Here is a 16,599-nt window from a genome sequence, read left to right as displayed (position 1 = left end):
GGTGCGTGTGCGGGTGGGGCCGGTCTCCACTCACTGGCCCGCAATCACTCCCCCCATCGGGTTTCGCTTTTCATGGGGCGGGGGTGGGGGGGTGGGTGGGCGCCGCCCCCGCCACGGAGGTGATCAGCTGCTCTGCGCGAGCCGCTTGTTGATCTCCGCCTCGACCTGCTTGGCGGCGGCGGCCGGCGACTTCCCCTTGAGGACCGCGGTCATGTAGGCCTTGATCGGGTTGGGGTCGTTCTCCACGGCGGCCCACTCGGGGATCAGCGGCGTGGTGCCACCGCCGGCCGCGGCCGGAGCGGCGGCCTCGGCGGCGCCGTTGCCCGCGAGGTGGATCTGCAGCGCCTCCTTGTTCGGGATGACGCCGTTCTCCTTGGCGAGCGCGCCCTCGAACTTGTCGGACAGGGCGAGCTTCAGGAACTCCTTGGCGAGCTCCTGCTTCTTGCTGCCCGCCGCGACCGCGAAGTTGGAACCGCCGAGGAAGACACCCTCGGGCGAGTCGGCCGTCTCACCGGGGATGGTGAAGTAGCCGATGTCCTTCTCTATCTTCTTGTTGGCCGCGATGGCCGTGCCGGCCTCCCAGCCCATGCCGATGAAGGCGCCGACGTCGCCCTTGGCGAAGACCTCGGCCTGCTGCGGGGTCGCCTCGTCCTTGTCCTTGGGGGCCTTGGAGTAGGACTGGTACTCCTTGTAGATGTCCATGGCCTTGCCGACCTTCGGGTCCGCGAGGTTGGAGACGTACTTGTCGCCTTCCTTCTTCACCAGGTCGGCGCCCTGGCCGATCGTCAGACCGTCGAAGAAGTACCAGTTCTGGCCGGGCAGGTAGATCGGCTCGGCGTCGGTCTTCTTGTCGATGGTCTTCAGAGCGTCGAAGAACTCGGCGCGCGTCTTGGGGGTGTCCGTGATGCCGGCGTCGGCCCAGACCTTCTTGTTGTAGATGACGACGCGGTTGGCGAAGTACCAGGGGGCGGCGTACTGCTTGCCGTCGAAGACCGAGGACTCGTTCAGGGTCTTGGTCCAGTCGGCGCCGATCTCCTCCTTGAGGTCACTCAGGTCGGCGAGACCGCCGGTGGCCGCGTAGGCGGGGGTCTGGGTGTTGCCGACCTCAAGGACGTCCGGCGGGTTGTCCTCGGAGAGCGAGGTGGTGATCTTCTGCTGGATGCCGTTCCACTGCTGCGTCTCGAACTTCAGCTTGGCCTTCGTCTTCTTCTCGAAGGCGGCCGTGAGGTCCTTGGTCCAGCCTTCCGGCGTCGAGCCGTCCATGGCCCAGACGGTCAGGGTCTGGCCCTTGTAGCCGTCGGCCCCCGCCTTGCCACCGTCGTCACCGTCGTCGCCGCCACAGGCAGCGACCGACATCAACATGCCCGCGACACCGACGGCCGCGATGAGCTTGCGATTCACGTCATCCTCCTCAGGGATGCCAGCAACCCCCCTGCCCACCGTGTGACTTACGACGAGTACTGCCCGTGGGGCTGGGACCTGGTCCTCAATGGTTTAGACCAGTACGGGGAGCTTGGCCTAGACCTAGAGGGGTGTCAAGGGTGAAAAAGCCGCTCCCGACGGTCCGTTACGCGACCTACATATGCAGGGACCTTTCACTACACGGGTGACAGATCGGGCGGGCCCGCGCGCAGGTCGCGGCAGCACCTCCGGCCCGGCCTGCGCGGGCTATGGACTAGACCAGAAGGGACCCCGACGGTATATAGAGGGGATCACGCAGCGTGCGGGAGGACACTCGCACGGCTGGGCGTGCCACGATGTGAGCCGTGGCCGGCGCGTACGCCGGCCGCATCGGCACTCGAAGCCGGGAAGGCAGAGTATGAGCACCGACGTCAGCAGTGCGGAGAACGAGGGTGGCGCCCCCATCCGTACCGCGCGCGTGCCCAAGTACTACCGCCTGAAGAAGCATCTGCTCGACATCACGGACACACTGCCGCCCGGTACGCCGGTACCGCCCGAGCGCACGCTCGCCGCCGAGTTCGACACCTCGCGCACGACCGTGCGTCAGGCGCTGCAGGAGCTGGTCGTCGAGGGGCGGCTCGAACGCATCCAGGGCAAGGGCACGTTCGTCGCGAAGCCGAAGGTCTCGCAGGCGCTGCAACTCACGTCCTACACCGAGGACATGAGGGCGCAGGGGCTCGAACCGACCTCGCAGTCGCTGGACATCGGATACATCACCGCCGACGACACGCTCGCGGAGCTGCTCGACATCACCGCCGGGGGGCGGGTGCTGCGGATCGAGCGGCTGCGCCTCGCGAGCGGGGAGCCGATGGCGATCGAGACGACGCATCTGTCCGCGAAGCGGTTTCCCGCGTTGCGGCGGTCGCTGGTGAAGTACACGTCCCTGTACACGGCGTTGGCCGAGGTGTACGACGTGCGTCTGGCCGAGGCGGAGGAGACGATCGAGACGTCGCTGGCGACTCCGCGGGAGGCGGGGTTGCTCGGGACCGATGTGGGGTTGCCGATGCTGATGTTGTCCCGGCACTCGATCGATCAGGATCAGCAGCCGGTGGAATGGGTTCGGTCTGTTTACCGGGGGGACAGGTACAAGTTCGTCGCGCGGCTGAAGAGGCCTATGGATTAGGTGGGTTGCGGTGCGGTGCGGTGCGGTGCGTTGTCGGGTGCGGGTGCGGGTGCGTTGTGGCTGGTCGCGCCCACGCGGCGGAGCCGCATATCGACACAGCCCCGCGCCCTGGGGGCTGTGCCCCCCTAAAAGATCGCGCCGTTCCCCGCGCCCCTGAAAGACAAAGACTGCGCCGTTCCCCGCGCCCCTGGTGGGCTGGGCTTAAGCTCCCCTGGATACGGCTGAGTTGGGTTGGTGGGGATCGGTGATGCACGTGGTGTAGCGCTGGGTCCCATCCTGTTCTACCGTCCTCCCGTCACTCATGGACGGGAGGACGACCGGTGCACACCGACAGCCCCCGCAAGGCAAGTCCCCGCAGCATCGTCATCTGGACCCTTGTCGCGCTGATCGCCGCGGCCGGCTGGTCCGTGCTCGCGCTCTCGCGGGGCGAGGAGGTCTCGGCCGCCTGGATGGTGGCGGCCGCCCTCGGCTCGTACGCCATCGCCTATCGCTTCTACGCGAAGTTCATCGCCCACAAGGTTCTGAAGGTCGACAAGACCCGGGCCACCCCGGCCGAACGCCTCAACAACGGCATCGACTTCCATCCCACCGACCGGCGCGTGCTGCTCGGTCACCACTTCGCGGCGATCGCGGGCGCGGGGCCGCTGGTGGGGCCCGTGCTGGCCGCGCAGATGGGGTATCTGCCCGGCACCATCTGGATCATCGTCGGCGTGATCTTCGCGGGCGCGGTCCAGGACATGGTGGTGCTCTTCTTCTCCACCCGGCGCAACGGCAGGTCGCTGGGGCAGATGGCGCGCGAGGAGATCGGCCCGTTCGGCGGCGCGGCGGCCCTGATCGCCGCCTTCGCCATCATGATCATCCTGCTCGGGGTGCTCGCGCTGGTCGTCGTCAACGCGCTCGCCCAGTCGCCGTGGGGCACCTTCTCCATCGCGATGACGGTCCCGATCGCCCTGCTGATGGGCTTTTACCTGCGGGTCCTGCGGCCCGGCCGGATCGCCGAGGTCTCGCTCATCGGCGTGGCACTGCTGCTGTTCGCGCTGGTCGCCGGCCGCTGGGTCGCCGAGTCGTCCTGGGCCGACACGTTCACGCTCGCACCCTCGACCCTGGTCCTCTGGCTGGTGGCGTACGGGTTCATCGCGTCGATCCTGCCCGTGTGGATGCTCCTCGCGCCCCGCGACTACCTCTCCACGTTCATGAAGATCGGCACGATCGGGCTGCTCGCGGTCGGGGTCGTCGTCTCACTGCCGACCCTGAGGATGGACCCGGTGACGGACTTCGCCTCGCGGGGCGACGGGCCGGTCTTCGCGGGCGCGCTCTTCCCGTTCGTCTTCATCACCATCGCCTGCGGGGCGCTCTCCGGCTTCCACTCCCTGATCGCCTCCGGCACCACGCCGAAGATGATCCAGAAGGAGACGCAGGTCCGGATGATCGGCTACGGCTCCATGCTCATGGAGTCGTCCGTGGCGGTGATGGCGCTGATCGCGGCGTCCGTCATCGATCCGGGCCTGTACTTCGCGATGAACGCGCCCGCGGGTGTCATCGGCGACTCGGTCCAGAGCGCCTCCCAGGTGGTGGGCGGTTGGGGCTATCAGATCTCCCCGGCCGACCTGGCCGCCGCGGCGAAGAACGTCGAGGAGGCGTCCCTGCTGTCGCGGACCGGCGGCGCGCCCACGCTCGCGATCGGCGTCTCGGAGATCTTCTCCGACGTCACCGGGGACGGCCTGCGCGCGTTCTGGTACCACTTCGCGATCATGTTCGAGGCGCTGTTCATCCTGACCGCGCTCGACGCGGGCACCCGGGTGGGCCGCTTCATGCTCCAGGACACGCTGGGCAATCTCTACAAACCCTTCAAGGATGTGAGCTGGAAGCCCGGTCTGGTCATCACGAGCGGCATCGTCTGCGGTCTGTGGGGCTACTTCCTGTGGGTCGGCGTCCATGAACCGCTCGGCGGGATCAACCAGTTGTTCCCGATCTTCGGCATCTCCAACCAACTGCTCGCCGCGGTCGCCCTGGCCGTCTGCACGACCCTGCTGGTGAAGTCCGGTCGCCTCAAATGGGCCTGGATCACCGGGATCCCGCTGGTCTGGGACGCCACCGTCACCCTGACCGCGAGCTGGCAGAAGGTCTTCTCCAGCGACCCGCGCGTCGGCTTCTTCAAGCAGCGTTCGGTCTACCAGGACGGCATCGACCGGGGCGAGATCGTCGCACCTGCGAAGAGCATGGACGACATGCACACGATCGTCACGAACTCCACGGTCGACGGTGTCCTCACGGCGGTCCTCGCCCTGCTCGTCGTCGTCGTGATCGCGGACGCGACGAGGGTGTGCATCCGGCACATACGCCGTCCCGCGCTCTCCACGCTCAGCGAGGCGCCGTACGTCGAGTCGCAGATCGTCGCTCCGGCCGGGCTGATCCCGACCAGGGAGGAGAAGGAGGAGGTGCGCGATGCGGTCGGCGCTGAACCACGCGGTTAGGGCTGCCAGGGGCGTGCGTTGGTACATACGCGAGCTCACCGACGAGTCGGCGTACGACCGGTACGTGGCGCATCTGCGCGAGGGGCGGGCCGACGCGGAAGTGCCCTCTCGACGGGAGTTCGAGCGGATGCGCACGGACCGTCAGGAGGCGGACCCGCGGCAGGGCTTCCGCTGCTGTTGACGCTGTTCCCGTGAACCGCCCCGCTGTCGCACGACACGGCACATCCGTTATGCGGACAAGGGGTTTCCATAAAGCGGAACCGTCCCTTAGATTTCCTGCGGATTGCACAGGTGATCATTGAGGGGACGGAGCCGCCGTATGTCGGAAACACCGGATGTGCCAAGAGCGCCCGAAGGGGAACCGCCGGTGGTGACACCCGTCCGCGTGGTGATCGCCCTCTGCCTGATCGCGCCGTTCGTGGCGATGCTCTGGGTGGGGTCGTACGCGAAGGTCGACCCGACCTTCATCGGCATCCCGTTCTTCTACTGGTACCAGATGCTGTGGGTGCTCGTCTCGACCGTGCTCACGATGACCGCGTTCACGCTGTGGAACCGTGAGCAGCGCGCCCGCAAGGCCGCCCGCCGGACGCAGAACGGGGGCGCGTCCGCATGAACGACGGTGTGAACGGCGTGGCACTCGCCGTCTTCATCTTCTTCTTCCTGGCCGTCACGGTCATGGGCTTCCTGGCCTCGCGCTGGCGCCGGGCCGACGGCGAGCAGACCCTCGACGAATGGGGCCTGGGCGGCCGGTCGTTCGGCACCTGGGTGACCTGGTTCCTGCTCGGCGGCGACCTCTACACGGCGTATACGTTCGTGGCGGTCCCGGCGGCGATCTACGCGGCGGGCGCGGCCGGCTTCTTCGCCGTCCCCTACACGATCCTCGTCTATCCCCTGATCTTCACCTTCCTCCCCCGCCTGTGGTCGGTGTCGCACAAGCACGGGTACGTGACGACGTCGGACTTCGTGCGCGGGCGCTTCGGCTCGAAGGGGCTCTCGCTCGCGGTCGCGGTCACCGGCATCCTGGCGACGATGCCGTACATCGCGCTGCAGCTGGTGGGCATCCAGGCCGTCCTCGACGTGATGGGCGTCGGCGGCGGCGAGGACACCAACTGGTTCGTCAAGGACCTGCCGCTGCTCATCGCCTTCGGTGTGCTGGCCGCGTACACGTACTCGTCCGGGTTGCGCGCGCCCGCCCTGATCGCGTTCGTCAAGGACACGCTGATCTACATCGTCATCGCGGTCGCGATCATCTACATCCCGATCAAGCTGGGCGGCTTCGACGAGATCTTCGCCAAGGCGAACGAGGCGTACAACCAGACCAACCCGGCGACCGGCGCGCCACGCGGCTCCCTGGTACCGGGCGAGGCGGGCCAGTGGACGTACGCGACGCTGGCGCTGGGTTCGGCGCTCGCGCTGTTCATGTACCCGCACTCGATCACGGCGACGCTGTCCTCGCGCAGCCGCGAGGTGATCCGGCGCAACACCACGATCCTGCCGCTGTACTCGCTGATGCTGGGCCTGCTCGCGCTGCTCGGCTTCATGGCGATCGCGGCCGGGATCAAGGTGGACAACGGGCAGCTGGCGATTCCGCAGCTCTTCGAGACCATGTTCCCGGACTGGTTCGCGGGCGTGGCGTTCGCGGCGATCGGGATCGGCGCGCTCGTGCCGGCGGCCATCATGTCCATCGCTGCGGCGAACCTCTTCACCCGCAACATCTACAAGGACTTCATCAAGCCCGACGCGACGCCCGCCCAGGAGACGAAGGTATCGAAACTGGTCTCGCTCCTGGTGAAGGTGGGCGCGCTGGTCTTCGTCCTGACCATGGACAAGACGGTCGCCATCAACTTCCAGCTGCTCGGCGGGATCTGGATCCTGCAGACCTTCCCGGCGCTGGTCGGCGGACTGTTCACGCGCTGGTTCCACCGGTGGGCGCTGCTCGCGGGCTGGGCGGTGGGAATGCTGTACGGCACGGTCGCCGCGTACGGGGTGGCCTCGCCCACGCAGAAGCACTTCGGGGGGTCGTCGAAGGAGATTCCCGGGATCGGGGAGATCGGGTACATCGGGCTGACCGCGTTCGTCCTGAACCTGGTCGTGACGGTGGTGCTGACCTTCGTCCTCAAGGCGGTCAAGGCTCCCGACGGGGTCGACGAGACCTCCGCCGAGGACTACACGGCCGACGCGGGCGACAAGGGCGTCCAGGTGGAACTGCCGCCGGCGACGGCGGGGGCGGGCCACTAGGGCTGCCCTAGAGGCGTACTCAGGGGCTCCGCCCCCGAACCCCCGGTCCTCAGACGCCGGACGGCTGAAAGATGCGCGGACCGTCCGCGCATCTTCAGCCCGTCCGGCGTCTGAGGACGAGCGCGCAAGCGCGACAGCGGGGTCTGGGGGCGCAGCCCCCGGGGACAGCGGCGGATACCGTGGACAGGTGACCCCACGCACCCCCATCGTCCTCGACAGCGACCCCGGCATCGACGACGCCGTAGCCCTCCAGTACCTGCTCGGCACAGGCCTGTGGGACCTCAAGGCCTACACGTCCGTGGGCGGCAACCTCCCCGCGGAGCAGACCTACCTCAACGCCCGCGCCCTGGCGCGAACCCTCCGCATCGACGCGGACGTCCCCGTCCACCGCGGCGCGGGCCGCCCCCTGACCCGCCTCCCCTACCGCGTCGCCGCCGACTTCCACGGCCCCGCGGGACTCGGCGACGAGACACTGCCCGACTCGACCGCGGCGCACCCGGCGGAGTCCTCCGCGCAGACGCTGCTGCGACTCTCCCGGGAGTACGAGGGCGAGCTGACCGTGTGCGCGACGGGCCCCCTCACCAACGTGGCGATCGCGCTCCTGGAGGACCCCGGATTCGCCCAGCGCGTCGGCAAGTTCGTGTTCATGGGCGGCGCGGCACGCGTGCCCGGGAACATCACTCCGGTCGCCGAGTTCAACATGTGGGCCGACCCGGACGCCGCCGAGCTGGTCCTGTCGTCCGGTATCCCGTTCACCATGGTCGACCTGGACGCCTCGCACCGCTGGCTGTTCGGGCCCGCCGACCTCGCGGCCCTGGAGGCGGCGGGTCCCGGCACCGCGCTCGCCGCCCGGCTGCTGCGGGTCTACATGGAGGCGTACCGTCGCAGCGGCGGGGACGGCACCTGTCCGCTGCACGATCCGCTCGCCGTCGGTGTGTGCGCCGACGAGTCGTTCGTGACGCTCGCGGAGGGGGCGGTCATCGTGGAGTCGGCCGCCGAACTCACGCGCGGCCAGACCGTGTTCGTTCCCTCGGCCGCCGGACGTATCTACTATCCCGAGTCGCCCGCCCTGACCGCGCGGGCCCGCCTCACCGGCCGGGTGGCCCTCGGTCCTGGCCCGCGCGACTTCACGAAGGACTTCGTCTCGACCCTGCCCCTGTGGCCGGGTACGGGCTGAGGTCCGTATGACCATCGTGATCCGACGGGCGGAGGCCGGTGAGTACGCGGCCCTGGGCGACATCACCGCGCGGGCCTACCTCGGGGACGGACTGCTCGACTTCGGGGAGAACGACGCGTATCTCGGCGAACTGCGGAACGTGGCGAAGCGCGCCGCCGCCGCCGACGTGCTGGTGGCCGTCGAAGCCGCCGCCGCGGAGGGCTCGGGCCCGCCCCGGCACCGGCTTCGCGGCGGTGTGACCTTCGTGCCGTCCGGCGGGCCCATGGCCGACATCGCGCGTGCGGGCGAGGCCGAGATACGGATGCTGGCGGTCGCGAAGGAGGCCCGCGGCCGGGGCGTGGGGACCTTGCTCGTGCGCGCCTGCGTCGGCCGCGCCCGGGCCACGGCCGGCTGCGGAGCCGTCGTGCTGTCCACCCAGCGCACCATGCACAGCGCCCACCGCGTCTACGAGCGCCTCGGTTTCACCCGCACCCCCGTCCGCGACTGGAACCCCCTCCCGCACCTGGACGACGTCGTGCTCCTCACCTATGAGTTGACGCTCTGACACTCCCCGCTCGACCGTCCGTGGCCGACGCGACACAACATGTGGGGGTGCTTTCGGAACCCGACACAAGATGTATGCTCATGCTCGCTGTCGTCGCAGGGGAATCCGGTGCGAATCCGGAACTGTCCCGCAACGGTGTACTTGTACGTGATATGCCCGCATGCCCAGATGTCGGATTCAGCTGTCAGATGTCCGCATGCCCGAATGTCGCGTAACAGGAGTCAGTCCGAGCACCTGCCGACAGCGCGCCCAGGCCGTCCGGTCCGGGCGCATGACGTCCGGGCCTCGTGGAGTGGGCCGGTGGACGCGGCGTACCGCTGCCCGAAGCGCGTACCCCCGTGTGCCCCGAACCCCCTCCCGCCGAGGCCCCGTGCCGAGCGAGGGAGAGCCCCACGTGACCATCGCGCCAGCCGATCCGGTCTCCGCCACAGCGACAGCGACAGCGACCCGGGATCAGCAGGACAGGGCCGAGGCCGACGGGCCGGGAACCGCGTTGCTGCGGATCCTGACCGACTTCACCGCCGACCTCCCCGGCGCCGACCCCGGCCGGGTCGCCGCCGCCGCCCTGCGCGGCCGGTCCGCCGCCGCGGACGAGCCCGAACTGCGTGAGCTGGCCACGGAGGCGGCGGCCGGCCTCATCTCCGAGGACCCCGTGTACTCGAAGCTGGCCGCCCGCCTGCTGACCGTCACCATCGCCGCGGAGGCCGCCTCGCAGGGCGTGCGCTCCTTCTCCGAGTCGGTCGCCGTCGGCCACCGCGAGGGCCTGATCGCCGACCGCACGGCCGAGTTCGTACGCCACCACGCGGCCCGCCTCGACGCGCTGACCGACGCCGCCTCCGCCGAGGGTGCCGACGACCGCTTCGGCTACTTCGGCCTGCGCACCCTGCACAGCCGGTACCTGCTGCGGCACCCGATCACGCGGTCCGTCATCGAGACGCCCCAGCACTTCATGCTGCGGGTGGCGAGCGGTCTCGCCGAGGACACCGTGCTCGATTCAGAAGCGGGGACCCGCTCCGTCGACGAAGTCGCCTCCCTGTACCGGCTGATGAGCCGCCTCGACTACCTGCCCTCCTCCCCCACGCTCTTCAACTCCGGTACGCGCCACCCGCAGATGTCGTCCTGCTACCTCCTCGACTCCCCGCTGGACGAGCTGGACTCGATCTACGACCGCTACCACCAGGTGGCCCGCCTCTCCAAGCACGCCGGCGGCATCGGCCTCTCGTACTCCCGGATCCGTTCGCGCGGTTCGCTGATCCGCGGTACGAACGGGCACTCGAACGGCATCGTCCCGTTCCTGAAGACCCTCGACGCCTCGGTCGCCGCGGTGAACCAGGGCGGCCGGCGCAAGGGCGCGGCCGCGGTCTACCTGGAGACCTGGCACTCCGACATCGAGGAGTTCCTGGAGCTGCGCGACAACACCGGTGAGGACGCCCGGCGCACGCACAACCTGAACCTCGCGCACTGGATCCCCGACGAGTTCATGCGCCGGGTGAACGAGGACCGCGACTGGTCACTGTTCTCGCCCTCGGACGTGCCCGAGCTGGTCGACCTGTGGGGCGAGGAGTTCGACGCCGCGTACCGGAGGGCGGAGGCCGCCGGGCTCGCCAGGAAGACCATCCCCGCCCGTGAGCTGTACGGCCGCATGATGCGTACCCTCGCGCAGACCGGCAACGGCTGGATGACCTTCAAGGACGCCGCCAACCGCACGGCCAACCAGACGGCGCTGCCCGGCCACACAGTCCACTCCTCGAACCTGTGCACCGAGATCCTGGAGGTCACGGACGACGGGGAGACCGCGGTCTGCAACCTCGGTTCGGTCAACCTCGGCGCCTTCGTGGACGCGGACGCGCAGGACATCGACTGGGAGCGGCTCGACGCGACCGTCCGTACCGCCGTCACCTTCCTCGACCGGGTCGTCGACATCAACTTCTACCCGGCCGAGCAGGCGGGCCGCTCCAACGCCAAGTGGCGTCCGGTGGGCCTCGGCGCCATGGGACTGCAGGACGTCTTCTTCAAGCTGCGGCTGCCGTTCGACTCCCCGCGGGCGCGCGCCCTCTCCACCCGGATCGCCGAGCGGATCATGCTCGCCTCGTACGAGGCGTCCGCCGACCTCGCCGAGCGCGACGGCCCGCTGCCCGCCTGGGAGAAGACCCGTACGGCCCAGGGTGTGCTGCACCCCGACCACTACGACGTCGAGCTGAACTGGCCGGAGCGCTGGGCGGCGCTGCGGGCGCGGATCGCCGCGGTGGGCATGCGCAACTCGCTGCTGCTCGCCATCGCCCCGACCGCCACCATCGCGTCCATCGCGGGCGTGTACGAGTGCATCGAGCCGCAGGTCTCCAACCTGTTCAAGCGCGAGACGCTGTCCGGCGAGTTCCTCCAGGTCAACTCCTACCTGGTGGCCGAGCTGAAGAAGCTCGGCGTGTGGGACGCGCGGACCCGGGAGGCGCTGCGCGAGTCCAACGGCTCGGTGCAGGGCTTCACCTGGGTGCCGCAGGACGTGCGCGACCTGTACCGCACGGCGTGGGAGATCCCGCAGCGCGGTTTGATCGACATGGCCGCCGCCAGGACCCCGTTCCTCGACCAGGCCCAGTCGCTGAACCTGTTTCTGGAGACGCCGACCATCGGCAAGCTCTCCTCGATGTACGCGTACGCCTGGAAGTCGGGCCTGAAGACGACGTACTACCTGCGCTCGCGCCCGGCGACCCGCATCGCCCGCGCCGCCCAGGCCCAGCCGGCGGCGAAGACCGTCCCCGTCCAGCAGGCCGCCGCCCCCGACGCGGTCGCCTGCTCCCTTGAGAACCCCGAGTCCTGCGAGGCCTGCCAGTAATGACCGCCCCGACCACTGCCAACAGCGAGAAGAACCTTCTCGACCCGGGCTTCGAGCTGACCCTGCGCCCCATGCGCTACCCGGACTTCTACGAGCGCTACCGGGACGCGATCAAGAACACCTGGACCGTCGAGGAGGTCGATCTCCACTCGGACGTCTCCGACCTCGCGAAGCTGTCGCCGGGCGAGCAGCACATGATCGGCCGGCTGGTCGCGTTCTTCGCGACGGGCGACTCGATCGTGTCGAACAACCTGGTGCTGACGCTGTACAAGCACATCAACTCCCCCGAGGCGCGGCTCTATCTGAGCCGCCAGCTCTTCGAGGAGGCCGTGCACGTCCAGTTCTATCTGACGCTGCTCGACACCTATCTGCCCGATCCGGCGGACCGGGCGGCGGCCTTCGACGCCGTCGAGACCATCCCGTCCATCCGTGAGAAGGCCGAGTTCTGCTTCAGGTGGATCAACGAGGTCGAGAAGCTGGACCGGCTGGAGACGAAGGCCGACCGCCGCCGCTTCCTGCTGAACCTCATCTGCTTCGCCGCGTGCATCGAGGGCCTGTTCTTCTACGGGGCCTTCGCGTACGTCTACTGGTTCCGCAGCCGGGGCCTGCTGCACGGCCTGGCGACCGGCACCAACTGGGTCTTCCGCGACGAGACGATGCACATGAGCTTCGCCTTCGAGGTCGTGGACACGGTCCGCAAGGAGGAGCCGGAGCTCTTCGACGAGGAGCTCCGGCAGCAGGTGACCGCCATGATGCGCGAGGCCGTCGAGGCCGAGCTGCAGTTCGGGCGCGACCTGTGCGGTGAGGGCCTGCCGGGCATGAACACCGAGTCGATGCGGCAGTACCTGGAGTGCGTCGCCGACCAGCGGCTGCAGCGCCTGGGGCTCGCCCCGGTGTACGGCTCCGAGAACCCGTTCTCCTTCATGGAGCTGCAGGGGGTTCAGGAGCTGACCAACTTCTTCGAGCGCCGGCCCTCGGCGTACCAGGTGGCGGTGGAGGGGACGGTCGACCTCGACGAGGACTTCTGATCGACGGAGGGACCCTGCTCGGCCTCCCTGAGCTGACGGTCGACGCGCCGGTCGCGCACGATGCCGAACACCGAAGGCAGGACGAGCAGGACGAGGATTCCGAGGACGAAGAGCATTCCGATCAGGCCTTCCAGCTGTGTCGTGTTCATGGACACCACTGTCGCGCCCCACACTCCTTACCGTGAGTGGCAGGACTGCCATACGCCCTCGATTTCCTGCCAGATCGGGTGCACACTGTCAGCATGCTGACCAACGTGGTGGCCGTCCTGCTCGACGGTGTGCATCCCTTCGAACTCGGCGTCGTCTGCGAGGTGTTCGGCCTCGACCGCAGTGACGAGGGACTGCCGGTGTACGACTTCGCGGTCGCCTCGGCCGAAGGGCCGACCCTCGCCACCCACGTCCCGGGTTTCACGCTCTCCACCCCGTACGGGCTCGACCGGCTGGAGGAGGCCGACCTCATCGTCGTGCCCGCCGGGAGCCACTACAGCGGGCGCACCTATCCGCCCGCGCTGCTCGACGCCCTGGTCCGGGCCGCCGACCGCGGCACCAAGGTGCTGAGCGTCTGTTCCGGGGTCTTCGTGCTCGGCGCGGCCGGCCTGCTCGACGGCCGCCGCTGCGCGGCCCACTGGCAGCACGCCGACAAACTGGCCGCGCGCCACCCGCGCGCGAAGGTCGAACCGGACGTGCTGTACGTGGACGAGGACCCGGTGATCACTTCGGCGGGCACCGCCTCCGGCATCGACGCCTGTCTGCACATCGTCCGCAAGGAGCAGGGCCCGGAGGTCGCCAACAGCATCGCGCGCCGCATGGTGGTGCCGCCGCACCGCGACGGCGGCCAGGCGCAGTACATCGAGCGGCCGCTGCCGCGCTCGCAGTGCGACACGGTCGGTGAGACGCTCGCCTGGATGGAGCGCCACCTCGCGGAGGAGGTGACCGTCGAACAGCTCGCAGCCCGCGCGCACATGTCGCCGCGCACCTTCGCGCGGCGCTTCCAGCAGGAGACGGGTACCACCCCGTACCGCTGGCTCCTGCGCCAACGGGTGTTGCTGGCGCAGGAGTTGCTGGAGGCCACCGACCAGACGATGGACTTCATCGCGGACCGCACGGGGTTCGGGACCGCGGCCGCGCTGCGCCATCAGTTCGTCCGCTCACTGGGGACGACACCGAACGCGTACCGGCGCACGTTCAGGGGCCCGCAGGCCGCCTGAACGTGCGCGGAGCGGTCAGCGCGGCACGGCCCTCAGCAGCAGCCGGTGCGGTCGCAGGGTGATGCCGACGCGGGTGGTGTCGTTCGACTCGGACACCTGTTCAAGACGCCAGCGCGAGGCCACCGCCGCCGTGACGAGCCCGAGCTGGGCCATCGAGAAGTGGTCGCTCGGGCACTTCCGGTTGCCCACACTGAACGGGCTCATCGCGTACTTCGGCACGTCCTTCGCGCGTTCCGGAAGCCAGCGATCGGGGTCGAACTCCAGATGCCCGCCGTACGAACGCGCATCGCGCTGTATCGCGTAGGGGCTGTAGACGATGTCGGCCCCGGCCGGAATGCGATACCCGCCGAGTGCGGTTTCGGTCACGGCCCGGCGCGTCAATATCCATACGGCGGGACGCAACCGCATGGCCTCGACGACGACATTGTTCGTGTGGGAGAGCTTCCGCACGTCCGCGAATCCGACAGGCCGGCCGTCAGTGACCGATTCGACCTCCTCGCGTACTCGGTCCGCCTGTTCCGGGTGTTCCGCGAGGACCTGCAGAAGCCACATGATCGTGGAGGCGACGGTTTCGCTTCCGGGGGTGAGTATCGCGACCACCTGGTCGTGGATCTCCTGTTCCCCGATGGGCTCGCCATTCTCGTCCTTCGCTTCCAGCAATGCTGTCAGCAAATCGTCCGGCTTTTGACCGGATGCACGGCGCTCGGCCACGATCTCGTCGACCAGGAGGTGTAAATCGGCCAGTGCGCGGTCGAATTTACGATTGGCCGGGAGCGGGAGCCTGTAGAGCGGTCCCGCGGGAACGACCATACGGCGGTACATGCCGCGGAACACGGTGGCGAGGGCGATGCTCAGCCGCTCGGCACGCTCGTCCATGAAATCGCCGCGCAGCAGACAGCGGGCGGCGATGCGGACGGCGACGCGGAACGACTCCGCGGTGCAGTCGATCGTCTCGCCGGGCCGCCAGCGCTCCGCGAGGGCGTGCGCCTCCTCCTCCATGATCGGCCCGTAGCCGGGGATGGCGTCCAGCCGGAAGGCGGGCTGGATCGTCCGGCGCTGACGCCGGTGCCGCGAGCCGTTGGCGGTCGCCACCCCCTCCTTGCCGAGCAGGCCCTCCAGGGACTCCCACAGAGGTCCGTCGATCTTGAAGTCGGGGCTCAGGGCCAGCTCCCCGGTGAGGGCCGGCGTGGTGACGGCGTACACCGTCTTGGGGCCCAGCTTCAGCCGGACGACATCGCCCTGGTCGCGCAGCCGGGAGAGGAGACCCAGCGGGTCGCGGACCAGTTTCAGGCCGTGTCCGAGGCCGGGGACGCCGCCCTGGGCGAGGGGCGGGGTGGACAGTTCTGCCGCTTGGTGTGCCGCGGACCGTACCGACTCGACGGTCATTTCTCACCTGCCGCTTCGTTGTTGACGTACGGGGGTGTGGTGCGGTCGTCCCAGCTGTCGACCATGTACCGTCCCGACTCGTGGTGGAACCAGTACACGGAGCTGAACCAGTTCCGCATATTGAACAGGCACGCCCGTACGGCAGCCGCTAGTTCGCCGCCGCGGACGGACCCGTTGTCGATCCTTTCCGCGTACCTCAATACCTCCTGTTCAACGACGAGGAATTCAGTGATGCATTCCTCGACCCGCCGCCTGACTTCCTTGACCGCTTCTTCGAGTCGCATTCCCTCGTGCTGAATGAGACTGATGCCGAGGTTGTGCACCTCGTCGCCCGCGATTTCCTTGGGCAGAGAGCAGAGATCGTTGTACCAGGCGGCGAAATCCTGGCACAGCAAAGCAGCCCTACGGTACGCGGGGTTCTCCCGCACGGCGACGGGCAGTTCGCACTCCGCGCTCGGTTCCAGCAGGTCGAGCCAGATCCAGTGCGCGAAAGTGTTCCGCCGCAGTTCGAGGTATTCCTCGACGGTCGGGACAATGCCCGACGTACGGTTGCGGAATTCCTGGTCGTACGCCTCGATGACCTCGTGGAAGTGGTCCGCGAACCGCGCGTTCCACCCCTCGCCCAGGAACGAGTACAACCGCAGCACGCTGTCCGCGAACCCCGCAACCAGCGGGTCCTGGTGGTGCAGATGCTCCCGCGGGGAGTCCAGAGCCACGTGCAGCCGGGCCCTGAGCCGCTCCCAGGCCGCCGGCCGGCCGTGGATGACATCACGGTCGTGGCGGTCGTCCCAGACGAAGAACCACGCGCTGTAGTCCGCTATCGCCTGGAGGACCTCGTCGGGCGCGCCAATGTAGTAGCCCGCCATGAGGTCGGTGTAGCAAAGCCCATCGGCATATGCCTCCACCTGGGCCGCCGACATGAGGCGCATTTCCCGGAGCCAGGCCCTGGTGTTCCTTTGCAGCCTGGGCCAATACGGATGGAGTTGACGGGGAAACTCGGCCTCGATCACCGGAAGAGAGAGCGCCGGTGGAACGAGGGCCGAGGTGTACATCGTTGAGGTGCTCTGTGAGAAAGCAGGCACGAACAAACCCCTCTCAGCCGCCTGTTGACGACACGCCCCTCCCGCTGT

The 16,599-nt window shown here is 68.6% G+C and carries 14 protein-coding genes and 1 riboswitch; of the genes, 10 read left to right on the top strand and 4 right to left on the bottom strand.

The annotated features are described in order from the left end of the window. Positions 1–123 precede the first annotated feature (123 nt). Positions 124–1,401: an extracellular solute-binding protein gene (locus tag ACIOKD_RS06640; protein WP_402079053.1), complete on the bottom strand. Its 1,278-nt coding sequence runs from the start codon at positions 1,399–1,401 to the stop codon at positions 124–126. Positions 1,402–1,819: 418 nt separating this feature from the next. Between ACIOKD_RS06640 and ACIOKD_RS06635 the strand changes: the two genes are divergently transcribed. From ACIOKD_RS06635 to ACIOKD_RS06595, 9 genes are all read left to right on the top strand, one after another. Further along, positions 1,820–2,584 carry a GntR family transcriptional regulator gene (locus ACIOKD_RS06635; RefSeq protein ID WP_402079050.1) on the top strand — a complete coding sequence of 255 codons (765 nt, stop codon included), beginning with the start codon at positions 1,820–1,822 and terminating at the stop codon, positions 2,582–2,584. A 320-nt stretch (positions 2,585–2,904) separates the two neighbouring features. Next, positions 2,905–5,058: a carbon starvation CstA family protein gene (locus ACIOKD_RS06630; protein WP_402079048.1), complete on the top strand. Its 2,154-nt coding sequence runs from the start codon at positions 2,905–2,907 to the stop codon at positions 5,056–5,058. Next, on the top strand, positions 5,030–5,239 hold the full coding sequence (locus ACIOKD_RS06625) for a YbdD/YjiX family protein (protein ID WP_402079045.1): 210 nt from the start codon (positions 5,030–5,032) through the stop codon (positions 5,237–5,239). The genes ACIOKD_RS06630 and ACIOKD_RS06625 overlap by 29 nt, the downstream gene beginning before the upstream one ends. Before the next feature lie 138 nt (positions 5,240–5,377). Then, positions 5,378–5,671 (top strand): DUF3311 domain-containing protein, encoded by a 294-nt coding sequence (locus ACIOKD_RS06620; protein ID WP_402079043.1) that lies wholly within the window; start codon positions 5,378–5,380, stop codon positions 5,669–5,671. Beyond that, on the top strand, positions 5,668–7,296 hold the full coding sequence (mctP, locus tag ACIOKD_RS06615; protein ID WP_402079041.1) for a monocarboxylate uptake permease MctP: 1,629 nt from the start codon (positions 5,668–5,670) through the stop codon (positions 7,294–7,296). Before ACIOKD_RS06620 ends, mctP begins: the two co-directional genes overlap by 4 nt. A 187-nt stretch (positions 7,297–7,483) precedes the next feature. Beyond that, on the top strand, positions 7,484–8,473 hold the full coding sequence (locus tag ACIOKD_RS06610) for a nucleoside hydrolase (RefSeq protein WP_402079038.1): 990 nt from the start codon (positions 7,484–7,486) through the stop codon (positions 8,471–8,473). Between the two features lie 7 nt (positions 8,474–8,480). Next, the gene (locus ACIOKD_RS06605) at positions 8,481–9,017 is read left to right on the top strand and encodes a GNAT family N-acetyltransferase (RefSeq protein ID WP_402079035.1); all 537 of its coding nucleotides are present in this window, start codon (positions 8,481–8,483) and stop codon (positions 9,015–9,017) included. A 57-nt stretch (positions 9,018–9,074) separates the two neighbouring features. Further along, positions 9,075–9,274, top strand: a riboswitch (cobalamin riboswitch). Positions 9,275–9,411: 137 nt separating this feature from the next. Next, entirely contained in the window at positions 9,412–11,847 is a 2,436-nt protein-coding gene (locus ACIOKD_RS06600) for a ribonucleoside-diphosphate reductase subunit alpha (protein ID WP_402079033.1), read from the top strand. Further along, positions 11,847–12,875 (top strand): ribonucleotide-diphosphate reductase subunit beta, encoded by a 1,029-nt coding sequence (locus ACIOKD_RS06595; RefSeq protein WP_402079030.1) that lies wholly within the window; start codon positions 11,847–11,849, stop codon positions 12,873–12,875. Before ACIOKD_RS06600 ends, ACIOKD_RS06595 begins: the two co-directional genes overlap by 1 nt. Here the strand turns inward: ACIOKD_RS06595 and ACIOKD_RS06590 are convergent. After that, positions 12,788–13,024, bottom strand: coding sequence for a hypothetical protein (locus tag ACIOKD_RS06590; protein ID WP_402079027.1), 237 nt, complete (start codon positions 13,022–13,024; stop codon positions 12,788–12,790). The genes ACIOKD_RS06595 and ACIOKD_RS06590 overlap by 88 nt on opposite strands. A 93-nt stretch (positions 13,025–13,117) precedes the next feature. On the opposite strand from ACIOKD_RS06590, the gene ACIOKD_RS06585 reads away from it, so the two are divergent. Further along, positions 13,118–14,083 carry a helix-turn-helix domain-containing protein gene (locus ACIOKD_RS06585; protein WP_402079022.1) on the top strand — a complete coding sequence of 322 codons (966 nt, stop codon included), beginning with the start codon at positions 13,118–13,120 and terminating at the stop codon, positions 14,081–14,083. 15 nt (positions 14,084–14,098) lie between these two features. On the opposite strand, the gene ACIOKD_RS06580 is transcribed toward ACIOKD_RS06585, so the two are convergent. Both ACIOKD_RS06580 and cyc1 read right to left on the bottom strand, forming a co-directional pair. Then, entirely contained in the window at positions 14,099–15,469 is a 1,371-nt protein-coding gene (locus ACIOKD_RS06580) for a cytochrome P450 (RefSeq protein ID WP_402079019.1), read from the bottom strand. Further along, positions 15,466–16,521: an epi-isozizaene synthase gene (gene cyc1, locus ACIOKD_RS06575; RefSeq protein WP_402079257.1), complete on the bottom strand. Its 1,056-nt coding sequence runs from the start codon at positions 16,519–16,521 to the stop codon at positions 15,466–15,468. Before cyc1 ends, ACIOKD_RS06580 begins: the two co-directional genes overlap by 4 nt. Positions 16,522–16,599: the final 78 nt, after the last annotated feature.

The sequence above is a fragment of the Streptomyces sp. NPDC087844 genome (genome assembly GCF_044742785.1).
Taxonomy (GTDB): Bacteria; Actinomycetota; Actinomycetes; order Streptomycetales; family Streptomycetaceae; genus Streptomyces.
The sequence above is the reverse complement of the archived record's forward strand: the minus strand, read 5'-3'. Positions and strand labels throughout refer to the sequence as shown.